Source organism: Streptomyces clavuligerus, assembly GCF_005519465.1.
In the GTDB taxonomy this organism is placed as follows: Bacteria; Actinomycetota; Actinomycetes; order Streptomycetales; family Streptomycetaceae; genus Streptomyces; species Streptomyces clavuligerus.
This window is the reverse complement of record NZ_CP027858.1, coordinates 590,342-605,808: the sequence shown is the minus strand read 5'-3', so window position 1 is coordinate 605,808 and position 15,467 is coordinate 590,342. Positions and strand designations below refer to the sequence as shown.

The 15,467-nt window shown below is 72.9% G+C and carries 13 protein-coding genes; 10 read left to right on the top strand and 3 right to left on the bottom strand.

Annotation, left to right across the window (positions count from 1 at the left end):
- Positions 1-9: 9 nt before the first annotated feature.
- From idi to galE, 3 genes are all read right to left on the bottom strand, one after another.
- The gene (gene idi, locus CRV15_RS02445; protein WP_009997996.1) at positions 10-633 is read right to left on the bottom strand and encodes an isopentenyl-diphosphate Delta-isomerase; all 624 of its coding nucleotides are present in this window, start codon (positions 631-633) and stop codon (positions 10-12) included.
- 277 nt (positions 634-910) lie between these two features.
- Complete coding sequence (locus tag CRV15_RS02440) at positions 911-1,852, bottom strand: cation diffusion facilitator family transporter (RefSeq protein ID WP_003958865.1); 942 nt, start codon at positions 1,850-1,852, stop codon at positions 911-913.
- A gap of 291 nt (positions 1,853-2,143) precedes the next feature.
- Positions 2,144-3,139: a UDP-glucose 4-epimerase GalE gene (gene galE, locus CRV15_RS02435; protein WP_003958864.1), complete on the bottom strand. Its 996-nt coding sequence runs from the start codon at positions 3,137-3,139 to the stop codon at positions 2,144-2,146.
- A gap of 911 nt (positions 3,140-4,050) precedes the next feature.
- On the opposite strand from galE, the gene CRV15_RS02430 reads away from it, so the two are divergent.
- The 10 genes from CRV15_RS02430 (at position 4,051) to CRV15_RS02385 (ending at position 15,238) form a co-directional block, all read left to right on the top strand.
- Positions 4,051-5,847 (top strand): DUF5941 domain-containing protein, encoded by a 1,797-nt coding sequence (locus CRV15_RS02430; protein WP_029183117.1) that lies wholly within the window; start codon positions 4,051-4,053, stop codon positions 5,845-5,847.
- Entirely contained in the window at positions 5,844-6,581 is a 738-nt protein-coding gene (locus tag CRV15_RS02425) for a phosphocholine cytidylyltransferase family protein (protein WP_003958863.1), read from the top strand. The genes CRV15_RS02430 and CRV15_RS02425 overlap by 4 nt, the downstream gene beginning before the upstream one ends.
- Positions 6,569-7,630, top strand: a complete 1,062-nt coding sequence (locus CRV15_RS02420) for an iron-containing alcohol dehydrogenase family protein (RefSeq protein ID WP_003962487.1) — start codon at positions 6,569-6,571, stop codon at positions 7,628-7,630. Before CRV15_RS02425 ends, CRV15_RS02420 begins: the two co-directional genes overlap by 13 nt.
- A complete protein-coding gene (locus CRV15_RS02415; RefSeq protein WP_003962488.1) occupies positions 7,608-8,387 on the top strand; it encodes a CDP-alcohol phosphatidyltransferase family protein in 780 nt (259 codons plus the stop codon). The genes CRV15_RS02420 and CRV15_RS02415 overlap by 23 nt, the downstream gene beginning before the upstream one ends.
- Positions 8,388-8,661: 274 nt before the next feature.
- Positions 8,662-9,591, top strand: coding sequence for an ABC transporter permease (locus CRV15_RS02410; protein WP_003958860.1), 930 nt, complete (start codon positions 8,662-8,664; stop codon positions 9,589-9,591).
- Positions 9,584-10,369 carry an ABC transporter ATP-binding protein gene (locus CRV15_RS02405; RefSeq protein ID WP_003962489.1) on the top strand — a complete coding sequence of 262 codons (786 nt, stop codon included), beginning with the start codon at positions 9,584-9,586 and terminating at the stop codon, positions 10,367-10,369. Before CRV15_RS02410 ends, CRV15_RS02405 begins: the two co-directional genes overlap by 8 nt.
- Positions 10,370-10,799: 430 nt before the next feature.
- Positions 10,800-11,741, top strand: a complete 942-nt coding sequence (gene hpnC, locus CRV15_RS02400) for a squalene synthase HpnC (protein WP_003962491.1) — start codon at positions 10,800-10,802, stop codon at positions 11,739-11,741.
- On the top strand, positions 11,738-12,691 hold the full coding sequence (gene hpnD / locus CRV15_RS02395; protein ID WP_003962492.1) for a presqualene diphosphate synthase HpnD: 954 nt from the start codon (positions 11,738-11,740) through the stop codon (positions 12,689-12,691). Before hpnC ends, hpnD begins: the two co-directional genes overlap by 4 nt.
- A 55-nt stretch (positions 12,692-12,746) precedes the next feature.
- Positions 12,747-14,132, top strand: a complete 1,386-nt coding sequence (hpnE, locus tag CRV15_RS02390; RefSeq protein ID WP_003962493.1) for a hydroxysqualene dehydroxylase HpnE — start codon at positions 12,747-12,749, stop codon at positions 14,130-14,132.
- Positions 14,133-14,170: 38 nt separating this feature from the next.
- Positions 14,171-15,238, top strand: coding sequence for a polyprenyl synthetase family protein (locus CRV15_RS02385; RefSeq protein ID WP_009998000.1), 1,068 nt, complete (start codon positions 14,171-14,173; stop codon positions 15,236-15,238).
- The last annotated feature ends 229 nt before the right edge of the window (positions 15,239-15,467 follow it).

Genomic DNA, 15,467 nt, shown 5'->3' with positions numbered 1-15,467 from the left:
GGGCCCCGGCTACCAGCCGCCGGAGGGGCCCGTCAGCTCCCTGATCGCCGGACGGGCCGCGTCCAGGACCGTCATGAACCAGGACGAGAACGGCGCCGCGGCATGCCGCTCGGCCAGCTCGCCGGGGGTCACGAAGACCGTCCCGCCGACCTCCTCCGGGTCCGGCTCGGGCGACGCCTGCACCAGCCCGACGAAGAGGTGGTTGTACTCCTGCTCCACCAGGCCGGAATCCGGGTCCGGGTGGTTGTAGCGGACCGTGCCCGCCTCCGCCAGCAGCGCGGGCGAGATCCCCAGCTCCTCATGGGTGCGCCGGGCCGCCGCCGCGAAGGGGGCCTCACCCGGGTAGGGGTGGCCGCAGCAGGTGTTCGACCAGACGCCGGGGGAGTGGTACTTCCCCAGTGCGCGCTGCTGGAGCAGCAGCCGTCCGCGGTCGTCGAAGAGGAAGACCGAGAAGGCGCGGTGCAGCAGCCCCGGGGGCTGATGGGCGGCCAGCTTCTCCGCGGTGCCGATCGTGGTCCCGTGCTCATCGACCAGTTCGAGCAGGATCTCCCGCGCGGCGCCGTCCGGCACATCGTTCGAAGTGCCGTTCGACACGCTGTTCGCGGCGGTCGGTGAGGTCGGTGAGGTCGGCATAACCATCCTTCGCTGTGGTCTCGCCCTGTGGGCCTGATCAGTCTGCCGTACACAACTGCTTTGTCCGCACTCCGCAGACCCTGGCATGTCCCGGCCCGCGCCGTCGGCTCCGTCGCGACGGCCCGGCGGACTACCGGATCGTGCCCAGGCGGACCCCCGGGGAACCATCCCCCGGGAGCCCGGATCGGACACCGGGTCCACGGCCCGGATCATGATCGAACAGGACATCGAACAGGACTCCGACGCCGCCCCCCGCCCGGCCCCGGCGGCGAGGCCCTCAGTGGCAGAGCCCCGCTTCGTGCGCGGCGTGTCCGGCCGGTTCGAGCTGGAAGGTGCAGTGCGCGACGTCGAAGTGGTCCCCCAGGCACTCCTGGAGGTCGTGCAGCATCTTCTCGTGGCCGACCGAGTCCAGGATGCCCGGACTGACCACCACATGAGCCGAGAGCACCGGCATGCCGGAGGTGATCGTCCAGGCGTGGAGGTCGTGGACGTCCTCCACCCCGGGCAGCTCCAGGATATGGGTGCGGACCTCGGCCATGTCGACGCCCTTGGGGGCCGCCTCCAGCAGGACGTTCACCGTCTCCCGCAGCAGCTTCACCGTACGCGGGACGATCATCAGGCCGATCACGATCGAGGCGATGGGGTCGGCCGCCTGCCAGCCGGTGGTGAGGATGATCGTGGCCGAGACCAGGACGGCGACCGAGCCGAGGGCGTCGTTCAGCACCTCCAGATAGGCGCCGCGCACATTGAGGCTGTCCTTCTGCCCGCGCATCAGCAGCGAGAGCGAGATCACGTTCGCGACCAGGCCGACCAGCGCGAAGACGATCGTCAGCCCGCCCTCGGTCTGGGTCGGGGTGATGAAGCGCTGCACCGCCTCGAAGACCACATAGGTACCGACGCCGAACAGCAGCAGACAGTTGGCGAGCGCCGCGAGTATCTCGGCCCGCGCGAACCCGAAGGTCCGGTTGACGCTCGCCGGGCGGTTGGCGAAGTGGATCGCCAGCAGCGCCATGCCGAGCCCGATGGCGTCCGTCGCCATATGGGCCGCGTCGGCGACGAGGGCGAGGGAGCCCGTCACAAAGCCGCCGACGATCTCCAGCACCATCACACTCAGGGTGATGGTCAGTGCGATCCGCAGCCGCCCCTTGTAGGCGGCGGCCGCGGTGCCCGTGGGAAGGGACCCTCCGTGGCTGTGTCCGTGATCGTGCCCAGCCCCCATGAAATGCCTCCGGATCGTCGCGGGAACCGCTCTGACGAGACCCCAGTGAACTACGGGAGGGGGGTATGGGCAACACGGCACTGAACACCGTTGTCATTACCCCTGACCTGCGGAAACGATCCGCAGGTCAGACGTTTGTACGGATCGCGGCGAGGGGTGCGCGCCCCTGGTGCGGAGCGCGCCCGGCGCGCTGGGCGCACCCGGTACGCCCCCGGCCGCGGGGCCGGTCGCCGCTCAGGCCCGGCGTCCGGCCGTCCCCCGTGTCCGGCCGGTGCGGTTGGTCACGGACGGTCATGGGCGGTCACCGCGGGCCGCGGCCCCGGGGTGGCGCAGACACCAGCCCTCCCAGGCCGACTCGACCATCTCGCGCACCCCGTACGAGGCCGACCACCCCAGCTCCCGGGCGATCAGCTCCACGGAGGCGACCGCCCGCGCGGCGTCCCCCGGGCGGCGCGGCTCGACGACCGGCTTCAGCGGCACCCCGGTGACCTCGCCCACCAGGGAGGCCAGCTCCCGCACCGAGACACCCTCGCCGCGCCCGATGTTCACGGTGAGATCGCCGGGCCGCTCCCCGTCCGCCAGCCGGCGGGCCACGGCCAGATGCGCGTCGGCGAGATCGGCGACATGGATGTAGTCGCGGATACAGGTGCCGTCGGGCGTCGGATAGTCGTCGCCGAAGATCCTCGGCTCCTCGCCGCGGGTGATCCGGTCGAAGAACATCGGGATGATGTTGAAGACACCGGTGTCCGCCAGCTCGGGCCGGGCCGCGCCGGCGACGTTGAAGTAGCGCAGACAGGCCGTCGCCAGCCCGTGCGCCCGGCCGGTGGCGCGCACCAGCCACTCGCCGGCCAGCTTGGTCTCCCCGTACGGGTTGATCGGCGCGCAGGGGGCCGACTCCGCGATCAGGGTCTGATCGGGGACCCCGTAGACCGCGGCCGAGGAGGAGAAGACGAAGGTGCGGACGTCCGCCGCGACCACGGCTTCGAGGAGGACGGTCAGTCCGTGCACGTTCTCCCGGTAGTAGCGCAGTGGCTGCGCCACCGACTCGCCGACCTGCTTGCGGGCCGCCAGGTGGACCACGCCGGTGATCCGGTGCTCGGCGAGGACCCGGTCCAGGGCGGGGCGGTCCCCGATCCCGCCCCGCACCAGCGGGACTCCGGCGGGGAGCCGCCCGGCGACACCCGACGACAGGTCGTCCAGGACGACCACCGCCTCGCCCGCCTGTGTCATCGCGTGCGCCACATGCGCGCCGATGTAGCCCGCTCCACCTGTGATCAGCCAAGTCATGACCGCCAGCCTAGATCCTGCGGCGTGGGGGCCGTCGCGCCGAGTCCCTGACGGTGGGGCTTGGCCTGCGCGTGTTCAGCGTCGTGGGGGTGCCCGAATTTCAGCCTCTCCGGCGATTGAGGAGCGGGGGTTCGGGGGCTGGCCCCCGACGACGGGGCTGCGCGGGGGCGGTCGGCTTGCGCGTGAGGCTTTCCGCTGGTGCGGGGTCCGTCCTCAAACGCCGGACGGGCTTGTTTTGTGCGGGTCCGCCTGTGCCCAGGGGCGGTCGGGGTGCCGGCGGACCCACCGTGCGGGATGTGGGGGCCTCCGGGCTCGACTCCTCAGGGCCGGCAGACCGGACGTCCGATGTCTGGACGCGGGCGGTTCTCCGCCGGTCCCTTCCGGGGACGACCCTGCACCCCCCACCACGGGGCCGGGCCGTCCCGGTGCCGGAAGTGGGCACCGTCCCGCCCGGTGGGAGAGACGGCCCCGGCCCGTATCGGGTGGGCCCCCGGCGTGGGGAGACGGCCCGCCCGGGTGCGGGGAGTGGGCACAGTGCCGTCCGGTGGGGGACGGACGCCTCGGGTCCCGTCAGGGGCTCCACTGCGGGAAGCGGGCACACTCCCGCCCGGTGGGAGACGGACGGCGCCAGCCCGCATCGGGTGGGCCCCCGCCGCGGGGAGACGGCCGTCCGGCGCCGGAGGCGGGCACGGTCCTCCGGGGGAGAGGACGGCGCGGGTTTTGCCGGGGAAGCGGTGATCGACGATGATGATCTACAGCCGCGGGGCCCGCAGGGCAGTGAAACGGCCCGTGGGTTCCCGCCCCAGCGCATCCGATAGCCTCTGCCGAAGCCTTCGCCGACGTGCCGCCGCCCATGTCCTCGGGCCGGGCCGCCGCGCGCCCACACCCTCGGTCCCAAGGAGTGAGTTCGTCTGTCGACCGCCATCCTCACCGGTCCGCCCGTGCCCGGTTCGTCGCTTGAGGGCGATCTGCGGTCGCTGGGCTTCGACGTACGGGTCTCCCCGGGCGCCGAGGAGACCGCCGCGCTGATCGCCGCCGCCCCCGCGGCCGACCGGGTCGCCGTCGTGGACACCCGCTTCGTGGGCCACGTCCACGCGCTGCGGCTCGCCCTCACCGACCCCCGCTTCCCGGCCGCCGCCGTCCCCGGCGCGCTCACCGCGCGCCCCGAGGCCCGCGGGGCGCTGACCCGCGCCCTCGCCGGGGCCGCCACCGGCCCCGCCGGGGCCGGGGTGCTGCCCGACACCCTCGCCGGGGCCCTGGCCGACTCCGGGACCGCCGTGCACCACCCGGAGCTGGGCTCCCTGGTCGCGACCGTGCCCGGCGACGACGGGTCCCGCGAGGAGGCCGTCGCCGCCGTCGCCGCCGTCGACGACGAGGCCGTGCGGCTGCGCTCCGCGGTCAAGGCCCGCGACGGCTTCTTCACCACGTACGGCGTCAGCCCCTACTCGCGCTACATCGCGCGCTGGTGCGCCCGCCGGGGCCTCACCCCCAACCAGGTCACCACGGCCTCCCTGTTCACCGCGCTGATCGCGGCGGGCTGCGCGGCCACCGGCACCCGCGGCGGCTATGTCGCCGCCGGGGTGCTCCTGATCGTCTCCTTCGTCCTGGACTGCACGGACGGGCAGCTCGCCCGCTACTCCCTCCAGTACTCGACGATGGGCGCCTGGCTGGACGCCACCTTCGACCGCGCCAAGGAGTACGCCTACTACGCGGGCCTCGCCCTCGGGGCCGCCCGGGGCGGCGACGACGTCTGGGCCCTGGCGCTCGGCGCGATGGTGCTCCAGACCTGCCGGCATGTCGTGGACTTCTCGTTCAACGAGGCCAACCATGACGCCGTCGCCAACACCAGCCCCACCGCCGCCCTCTCCGGTCGGCTCGACAGCGTGGGCTGGACGGTCTGGGTCCGCCGCATGATCGTGCTGCCGATCGGCGAGCGCTGGGCCATGATCGCCGTGCTGACGGCCCTGACCACGCCCCGGATCGTCTTCTGGGCCCTGCTCATCGGCTGCGGCTTCGCCGCCTGCTACACCACCGCCGGGCGGCTGCTGCGCTCGGTGACCCGCAAGGCCGTGCGGACGGACCGCGCCGCACAGGCCCTCGCCGACCTCGCGGACTCCGGCCCGCTCGCCGGGGCCGTCGCCCGGGTCACCGCCCCGCTCGCCCGCAGGCTGCCCGCCCTGGCCGCCCCCGTCATCGCCCTGCTGGGCGCCGTCGCGGTGACCGCGACGGCCGCCCTCGCCGACTTCGGCTCCCCCTGGCCGCTCGCCGCCGCCGCGGTGTACGTCCTGACCTCGGGGATCGCCGTCGCCCGCCCGCTGAAGGGCGCCCTCGACTGGCTGGTCCCCCCGTTCTTCCGGGCCGCCGAGTACGGCACGGTCCTGGCGCTCGCCGCCCGCGCGGACGCCCCGGGCGCGCTCCCGGCGGCCTTCGGGCTGGTGGCCGCGGTCGCCTACCATCACTACGACACGGTCTACCGCATCCGGGGAGGCACCGGAGCGCCGCCCCGGTGGCTGGTGCGGGTGATCGGCGGGCACGAGGGCCGAGTCCTGGCCGTCACCCTGCTGGCCGCCCTCGTCGCCGCCCCGGACTTCCGCTGGGCGCTCACCGCCCTGGCCGCCGCCGTCGCGCTCGTGGTGCTGGTGGAGAGCGTCCGCTTCTGGGTGTCCTCCGGGGCACCCGCCGTACACGACGAAGGAGAACTCGCATGATCGGCCTCGTACTGGCCGCCGGTGCCGGACGCCGTCTGCGTCCCTACACCGACACCCTGCCGAAGGCCCTCGTGCCCGTGGACGGCGACAAGACCGTGCTCGACCTCACCCTGGCGAACTTCGCCGAGGTGGGCCTCACCGAGGCCGCGATCGTCGTCGGCTACCGCAAGGAGGCCGTGTACGAGCGCCAGGCCGCCCTGGAGGCCCGCTACGGGATCAAGCTCACCCTGGTCGAGAACGACAAGGCCGAGGAGTGGAACAACGCCTACTCCCTGTGGTGCGCCCGTGACGTCCTGAAGCGGGGCGTCATCCTCGCCAACGGCGACACCGTCCACCCGGTCTCCGTCGAGCGCACCCTGCTGGCCGCGCGCGGGGACGGCAAGAAGATCATCCTCGCTCTCGACACGGTGAAGTCCCTCGCCGACGAGGAGATGAAGGTCATCTGCGCGGACGGCCGCGGTGTGCGCCGGATCACCAAGCTGATGGACCCCGCGGGCGCGACCGGCGAGTACATCGGCGTCACCCTGATCGAGCCCGAGGCCGCCGCGGAGCTGGCCGACGCGCTGAAGGCGACCTTCGAGCGCGACCCCGACCTCTACTACGAGGACGGCTACCAGGAGCTGGTCGACCGCGGCCACACCGTCGACGTGGCCCCCATCGGGGACATCCGCTGGGTCGAGATCGACAACCACGACGACCTCGCGAAGGGCCGTGAGATCGCGTGCCAGTACTGACCCGGCTGATCCCGTCGCCGGTCGTCGTCGACATCCGGTCGGGAGCGCTGGACGATCTGGCCGGTCTCCTCGCCGACCAGCGGATCTCCGCCTCCGGCAAGCTCGCCGTCGCCCTCAGCGGCGGCTCGGGCCGGGCGCTGCGGACCAGGCTGGCCCCGCTGCTGCCCGGAGCCGACTGGTACGAGGTCGCCGACGGCACCATCGACGCGGCCGTCCGGCTCGCCGACGAGATCCGGGGCCGCCACTACGACGCGGTCGTCGCCCTCGGCGGCGGCAAGATCATCGACGTCACCAAGTACGCGGCGGCCCGCGTCGGGCTGCCGATGGTGTCGGTCGCCACGAACCTGGCGCACGACGGCATCTGCTCCCCGGTCGCCACCCTGGACAACGACAACGGGCGCGGCTCCTACGGGGTGCCCTCGCCGATCGCCATGGTCATCGACCTCGATGTGATCCGCGACGCACCCGCCCGCTACATCCGCTCCGGCATCGGCGACACCGTCTCCAACCTCTCCGCCCTCGCGGACTGGGAGCTGTCCCAGCGGATCAACGGGGAGAACGTCGACGGCCTCGCCGCCGCCATGGCCCGCACCGCGGGCGAGTCCGTGCTGCGCCACCCCGGCGGTGTCGGGGACGACGAGTTCCTGATCGTGCTCGCCGAGGCCCTGGTGCTCACCGGGATCGCGATGTCGATCAGCGGGGACACCCGGCCGTCCTCCGGCGCCTGCCACGAGATCAGCCACGCCTTCGACCTGCTGTACCCGCAGCGCGCGGCCAGCCACGGCGAGCAGGTCGGCCTCGGTGCCGCGTTCGCCATGCATCTGCGCGGCGCCCCGGAGCAGGCGGGCCTCTTCGCCGATGTGCTGCGCCGCCACGGGCTCCCGGTGCTCCCCGAGGACATCGGTTTCGGCGTCGACGAGTTCATCCGCGCCGTGGAGTACGCGCCGCGGACCCGGCCCGGCCGCTTCACCATCCTCGAACACCTCGACCTCACCACCGACCAGATCAGGGACGCGTACGCCGACTATGCCAAGACCATCCGTAGCTGAGCTCCGCCCCGTCGTCCACCCCGAGGGCGTGAAGGACCGGCGCAGCGGCGAGCACTGGGCCGGCCGCCTGTACATGCGCGAGATCTCGCTGCGCTGCGACCCGTATCTGGTCAACACCCGGATCACCCCCAACCAGCTCACCTACCTCATGATCGTGGTGGGGGTCATAGGCGGCGCCGCCCTGCTGATCCCGGGGCTGACCGGGGCGATCCTCGCGGCGGTGCTCTTCCAGATCTATCTGCTGCTCGACTGCGTCGACGGCGAGGTGGCCCGCTGGCGCGGCCAGACCTCGATCACCGGGGTCTACCTCGACCGGATCGGCCACTACCTCTGCGAGGCGGCGCTGCTGATCGGCTTCGGGCTGCGGGGCGCCGACCTCTTCGGCGCGGGCGACCCCGCGTGGCTGTGGGCCTTCCTGGGCACCCTCGCCGCGCTCGGCGCGATCCTGATCAAGGCCGAGACCGATCTGGTGGACGTGGCCCGCTCCCGCAGCGGACTGCCCGCCGTCAAGGACGAGGCGTCCGTGCCCCGCTCCTCCGGTCTGGCGCTGGCCCGGCGGGCCGCTGCGGCGCTCAAGTTCCACCGGCTCGTCGGCGGTATCGAGGCCAGCCTCTTCATCCTGGTGATGGCGGTGCTCGACCTGGTCCAGGGGGACCTGTTCTTCACCCGCCTCGGGATCGCGGTCCTCGCCGGGATCGCCGTGCTCCAGACCCTGCTGCACCTGGTGTCGATCCTGGCCTCCAGCAGGCTTCGGTGACTCGCCCCGCCGGGCCCGCCGCCCGGCGGGAGATGCTTCTCATGGGCTTGTTCCCCGGTCCGGAGGGGCCGGCTCGCCCCGCCGGGCCCGCTGCCCGGCGGGAGATGCCTCTCAGGGGCCCGTCCCCGGGCCGGGGAGGACCGCGAGGCCCCCGGACCGACTGGGCCGGTCCCCGGTGATCTGACAAGCTGGGGCCCCGAGCACTCCGGGTTCCCGGCGTCGCCCGGGGCCGCGCCCCCACTGCCGCGCATCTCGAAGACGAAAGTTTCCACTTGTGAGTGACACAACCCCCGACGGAGCGACCGTGACGACCGCCCGGCCATCGGCCGACGACGGTCTGTCCCCGGCGCAGCTCGCCGCGAAGTACGGTCTTTCGGTCAGCGGCGCCCGGCCGGGTCTGGTCGAGTACATCCGCCAGCTCTGGGGCCGGCGCCACTTCATCCTGGCGTTCTCGCAGGCCAAGCTGACCGCTCAGTACAGCAAGGCCAAGCTGGGACAGCTCTGGCAGGTGGTGACCCCGCTGCTCAACGCGCTGGTCTACTACCTGATCTTCGGTCTGATCCTCGGGACGAAGAACGGTTTCTCGAACGATGTCTTCGTGCCGTTCCTGGTGACGGGTGTGTTCGTCTTCACCTTCACCCAGAGTTCGGTGATGTCGGGCGTACGGGCGATCTCCGGCAATCTGGGCCTGGTGCGGGCCCTGCATTTCCCGCGCGCCTCGCTGCCCATCTCGTTCGCCCTCCAGCAGCTCCAGCAGCTCCTGTTCTCGATGGTCGTGCTGCTGGCGATCGTGGTCGGCTTCGGCAGCTACCCCTCGCTCTCCTGGCTGCTGGTGCTCCCGGCGCTGCTGCTCCAGTTCGTCTTCAACACCGGGCTCGCGATGATCATGGCCCGGCTCGGCAGCAAGACGCCCGACCTGGCCCAGCTCATGCCGTTCGTCATGCGGACCTGGATGTACGCGTCCGGTGTGATGTTCTCCATCCCGATGATGCTGAAGGACAAGCCCGCGTGGATCGCGGACATCCTCCAGTGGAACCCCGCCGCCGTGTACATGGACCTGATCCGCTTCGCGCTGATCGACGGCTATGGCTCGGAGAACCTGCCGGACCATGTCTGGGCGCTGGCCCTGGGCTGGTCGCTGCTGATCGGCGTCTTCGGTTTTGTGTATTTCTGGAAGGCGGAGGAGCGGTACGGCCGTGGCTGAGAACAACACCGGACGGATTCCCACCGTCATCGCCGACGATGTGCACATCGTCTACCGGGTGAGCGGCGGCGCCGGGGGCAAGGGCAGCGCCACCGCGGCCCTCAGCCGCATCCTGCGCGGCAAGAAGGGCCAGAAGCAGCGCGGCATGCGCGAGGTGCACGCTGTGCGGGGCGTCTCCTTCACCGCCTACCGGGGCGAGGCCATCGGGCTGATCGGCACCAACGGCTCCGGCAAGTCGACCCTGCTGCGCGCCATAGCCGGGCTGCTGCCCACCGAGCGCGGCCATGTCTACACCGACGGCCAGCCCTCGCTGCTCGGCGTGAACGCGGCCATGATGAACGATCTCACCGGTGAACGGAACGTGATCCTCGGCGGTCTGGCCATGGGCATGTCCCGGGAGCAGATCCGGGAGCGCTACCAGTCGATCGTCGACTTCTCCGGGATCAATGAGAAGGGCGACTTCATCACCCTGCCCATGCGCACGTACTCCTCCGGCATGGGCGCCCGGCTGCGGTTCTCCATCGCGGCGGCCAAGGACCACGACGTCCTGATGATCGACGAGGCGCTGGCCACCGGTGACCGCAAGTTCCAGATCCGCTCCGAGCAGCGGATCCGGGAGCTGCGCAAGCAGGCGGGCACCGTCTTCCTGGTCAGCCACAGCAACAAGTCGATCCGGGACACCTGTGACCGGGTGCTCTGGCTGGAGCACGGCAAGCTGCTGATGGACGGCCCCACCGACGAGGTGCTGAAGGCGTACGAGAAGGAAACCGGCAAGTAGCCGCCGGGCCGCGGGAGCGGGGGCGTCGGCCGCTTCGGCTCCCCGGCCGGGTCCCCGCCGCACTGTGCGGGCGGGGCCCCGGCCCTGTCCGGCCCGCCGCCCCTCCCCGCAGGGGTGGCGCGGGGCCCAAGTCCGGACCCGGGGGGCGCGGTTGGCCGCCCCTGACGCGCCGCTGCCGCAAGGACCCCGCCCGGACGCAGGCCGGGCCAGGGGGCAACGTAAGCTGTACCGGGTATGGAATCGCGGTAAGTGTGGCGATACATCCCTGATGCCGTGTCCGGCGGACGGACCCCCCGCAGTCCTGATGACCAGCGGCGTGTCCGAAATAGGATGGATTGGATCGGCAGTGTAGAACGGGAGCTGTGACGGCAATGATCAAAGATCTCCAGCTTCGCGAGGCTTTCGCCGTCCCCGCACCCGGCGGCCACGCATGACCGAGACCCGTCAGACGCCTGCCGAGGCCCCCGCGGACCCCGTCACGCGCCACACACTCGACCAGGCCACGGCCGAGAACTTCCCGGTGGCCCCCTTCTTCCTGCCCCGCGCCTGGCGCCATGACCTCATGGCCCTCTACGGCTACGCCCGCCTGGTGGACGACATCGGCGACGGCGACCTCGCCCCCGGCGGCGGCGACGCCCGGCTGCTGGGGGTCCCCCCCGAGGCCGCCGACGACCGGCTCGCCCTCCTCGACGCCCTCGAAGCGGATCTGCGCCGGGTCTTCGACCCCGCCCCCGGCGGCGTCCCCGGCCCGCGCCACCCGCTGCTGCGGGCCCTGCGCTCGCCGGTGCGGGACCGTTCCCTCACCATCGAGCCGTTTCTTGGCCTGATCGCGGCCAACCGGCAGGACCAGCTCGTCCGGCGCTACGCGACCTACGAGGAGCTGCTCGCGTACTGCGAACTCTCCGCCAACCCCGTGGGCCTTCTCGTCCTCCAGGTCAGCGGAACCCTCACCCCCGAGCGGCTGCGCAGGTCGAACGCGGTGTGCACCGCGCTCCAGATCGTCGAGCACCTCCAGGACGTGAGCGAGGACCTCGCCCGCGACCGGATCTACCTCCCCGCCGAGGACCTGCGACGCTTCCACGTCAGCGAGAACGATCTCGCCGCCCCGACCGGGAACGCTTCCGTCCGCGCCCTCGTTGCCTATCAGGCGGACCGGGCCCACCGACTGCTGGACGAAGGAGTCCCGCTGGTGGGCAGTGTCCACGGCCGGCTGCGTCTGCTGCTCGCCGGCTTCGTCGGCGGTGGCCGGGCGGCGCTGGCCGCCATCGCCGCCGCCGGGTACGACGTTCTGCCCGGACCGCCCAGACCAGCAAGGACGCGACTTCTGCACGATGTGGGAGCCGTACTGCGCAGAGCGCGTAAGGAGAGGTGAGCCGGACCGTGGAGCACACCACCCATCCCCCGGCACCGGTGCAGGCCGCCTACAGCTACTGCGAGGCCGTCACCGGCGCGCAGGCACGCAATTTCGCCTATGGCATCCGGCTGCTGCCCACCGACAAACGCCAGGCCATGTCGGCGCTCTACGCGCTCTCGCGCCGGGTGGACGACATCGGCGACGGCACCCTCGCGCCCGCCGCCAAGCGGGAGCGCCTCCAGGCCACCCGGGAACTGCTCGCGCGGGTCCGCGCCGGGGCCGTCGCCGACGACGACACCGACCCCGTCGCCGTGGCCCTCGCCGACACCGCGCGCCGCTTCCCCGTCCCGCTCGACGCCCTCGACGAGCTGATCGACGGGGTGCTCATGGACGTCCGCGGCGCCACCTACGAGACCTGGGACGACCTCAGGGCCTACTGCCGCTGTGTCGCCGGGGCCATCGGACGGCTCTCCCTCGGCGTCTTCGGCACCCAGAGCGGCGCCCCGGGCGCCGAGCGGGCCCCCGAGTACGCCGACACCCTCGGGCTCGCCCTCCAACTCACCAACATCCTGCGGGACCTGAGGGAGGACGCGGCGAACGGGCGCACCTATCTGCCCGCCGACGACCTCGCCAAATTCGGCTGCTCCGCCGGGTTCCACACCCCGGTCCCGCCCGCCGGGTCCGACTTCGCCGGGCTCGTCCACTACGAAGTGCGGCGCGCCCGCGCCCTCTTCGCCGAGGGCTACCGGCTGCTGCCCCTGCTCGACCGGCGCAGCGGCGCCTGCGTCGCCGCCATGGCCGGGATCTACCGCCGTCTCCTCGACCGGATCGAGCGCGACCCCGGGGCCGTGCTGCGCGGCCGGGTCTCGCTCCCGGGCCGGGAGAAGGCGTATGTGGCCGTGCGCGGCCTCTCCGGGCTCGACGCCCGGCACATCGGCCGGCTGACGGCCCCGAGGGGGCGGGTGTGATGACCCCGCGGCCCGGCCCCGCGGCCCCCGCCCCGCGCGCCGTGGCGGCACCCCGATGACCGGCCACGACGCCCCGCGCCCCCGTGCCGTCGTGATCGGCGGCGGGCTCGCCGGGACCACCGCCGCGCTCCGGCTCGCCGACGCCGGGAGCGAGGTCACCCTGGTGGAGAGCAGGCCCCGGCTCGGCGGCCTCGCCTTCTCCTTCCAGCGCGGCGAGCTGACCGTCGACAACGGACAGCATGTGTATCTGCGCTGCTGCACCGCCTACCGCTGGTTCCTGGACCGGATCGACGGCGCGCATCTCGCCCCCGTGCAGGACCGGTTGGACGTGCCCGTCGTCGACCCGCGCAGGCCCGAAGGGGCCCGGCTGGGACGGCTGCGGCGCAGCGCCCTGCCCGTTCCCCTGCATCTGGCCGCCAGCCTCGCGACCTACCCCCATCTCTCGCTCGCCGAGCGGGCCGGGGCGGCCCGTGCGGCGCTCGCGCTCGGCGGCCTCGACCCCGCCGACCCCGCGCTCGACGGCATCGACTTCGCCACCTGGCTCGGCCGCCACGGCCAGGGCCCGCGCGCCGTCGAGGCCCTGTGGGACCTCGTCGGCGTCGCCACGCTGAACGCCACCGCCCCCCATGTCTCCATGGGTCTGGCCGCGATGGTCTTCAAGACCGGGCTGCTCTCCGACCCCTCGGCCGCCGACATCGGCTGGGCCCGGGTGCCGCTGGGCGAACTCCACGACACCCTCGCCCGCAAGGCCCTCGCGGCGGCCGGTGTCCGTACCGTGACCGGCCTGCGGGTACGGGGAATCAGCCGCACTCACGACGCCCTCTGGTCCGTCGCGACCGACGGTGAGATCCTTCAGGCCGATGCGGTGGTCCTCGCCGTGGCCCAGCGCGAGGCCCATGCCCTGTTGCCCGAGGGGGCGCTCGACGACCCCGACCGGCTGCTGGACATCGGCACCGCACCGATCCTCAACATCCATGTCCGTTACGACCGCACAGTGCTGCGCCGCCCCTTCTTCGCCGCGATCGGCAGCCCCGTCCAGTGGGTGTTCGACCGCACCGAGGCAGCCGGACTGACCGAGGGCCAGTATCTGGCGCTCTCCCAGTCCGCGGCCGAGGACGAGATCGACACACCCGTGGCCGAGCTGCGCGAGCGCTATCTGCCCGAGCTGGAGCGGCTGTTGCCACCCGCACGGAACGCCGGGGTACGCGACTTCTTCGTCACCCGGGAGCGCACGGCGACCTTCGCCCCCGCTCCCGGCGTCGGCAGACTGCGTCCCGGCGCGCACACCCGTGCGCCCGGCCTGTACCTTGCGGGCGCGTGGACGGCCACCGGCTGGCCTGCGACCATGGAGGGCGCCGTACGCAGCGGTTTCACCGCCGCGGGCGCGGCGCTCCGTGCTCTCGGCCGCCCCCACGAACATCCGCTCAAGGAGGCGGCGTGAGTCCGAGTACCGGAACAAGAGGAGAGACCGTGCCGACTGTGCCTTCGGCGAACCCGGCTGACGACACCGCGGCGGGCGTGGACATCGCCGCGCTGCTGGAACGCGGAAGAGCCATGTCGACGCCGGTGCTGCGCGCCGCCGTCGACCGGCTGGCCAGCCCCATGGACACCGTCGCGGCCTACCACTTCGGCTGGATCGACGCCCAGGGGCGGCCCGCCGACGGCGACGGCGGCAAGGCCGTGCGCCCCGCGCTCGCCCTGCTGTCCGCCGAGGCCGCGGGCGCCCCGCCCGAGATCGGCGTCCCCGGCGCCGTCGCCGTGGAGCTGGTGCACAACTTCTCGCTGCTGCACGACGACCTGATGGACGGCGACGAGCAGCGCCGCCACCGGGACACGGTGTGGAAGGTGCACGGGCCCGCGCAGGCGATCCTCGTCGGCGACGCCCTCTTCGCGCTCGCCAACGAGATCCTGCTGGAGCTGGACACGGTCGAGGCGGGCCGGGCCACCCGCCGCCTCACCACCGCGACCCTCCGCCTCATCGACGGCCAGGCCCAGGACATCTCCTACGAGCACCGCGAGCGGGTCACCGTCGAGGAGTGCCTGGAGATGGAGGGCAACAAGACGGGCGCGCTGCTCGCCTGCGCCGTCTCCATCGGCGCCGTGCTCGGCGGCGCGGACGACCGTACCGCCGACGCCCTGGAGGCGTACGGCTACCACCTCGGCCTTGCCTTCCAGGCCGTCGACGACCTGCTCGGCATCTGGGGCGACCCCGAGGCCACCGGCAAGCAGACCTGGAGCGATCTGCGCCAGCGCAAGAAGTCCCTGCCCGTCGTCGCCGCCCTCGCGGCCCAGGGCCCCGCCTCCGCCCGGCTGGGCGAACTGCTCGCGGCCGACGCCAAGAGCCCGGACCTCGACGGCTTCTCCGAGGAGGAGTTCGCCACCCGCGCGGCCCTGATCGAGGAGGCGGGCGGCCGGGAGTGGACCACCCAGGAGGCCCGCCGCCAGCACGCGATCGCCGTCGCCGCGCTCGACGACGTCGCCATGCCCGGCCTGGTCAAGGCCCAGCTCACCGCCCTCGCGGACTTCGTCGTCGTCCGCAAGCGGTGATCGGGTCCGGCACGGCCCCCGTCCGCCCCCGGACGGTGACCAAAGCCGTCCCCGGGCGTTGACGCTGTCACAGGCCCGCGCCGCCGGTCCACCGCCCGGCGGCGCGCCACCCCCGAACACCCCGTGACCCCGGGAGACCACCGGACCATGCAGCCTCCCCGCCGTCCGGCACCGCCGCCCCGTCCCTTCCCGGCACCCCGGGCCTCCTCCATAGCCGTCGCCGCCGACG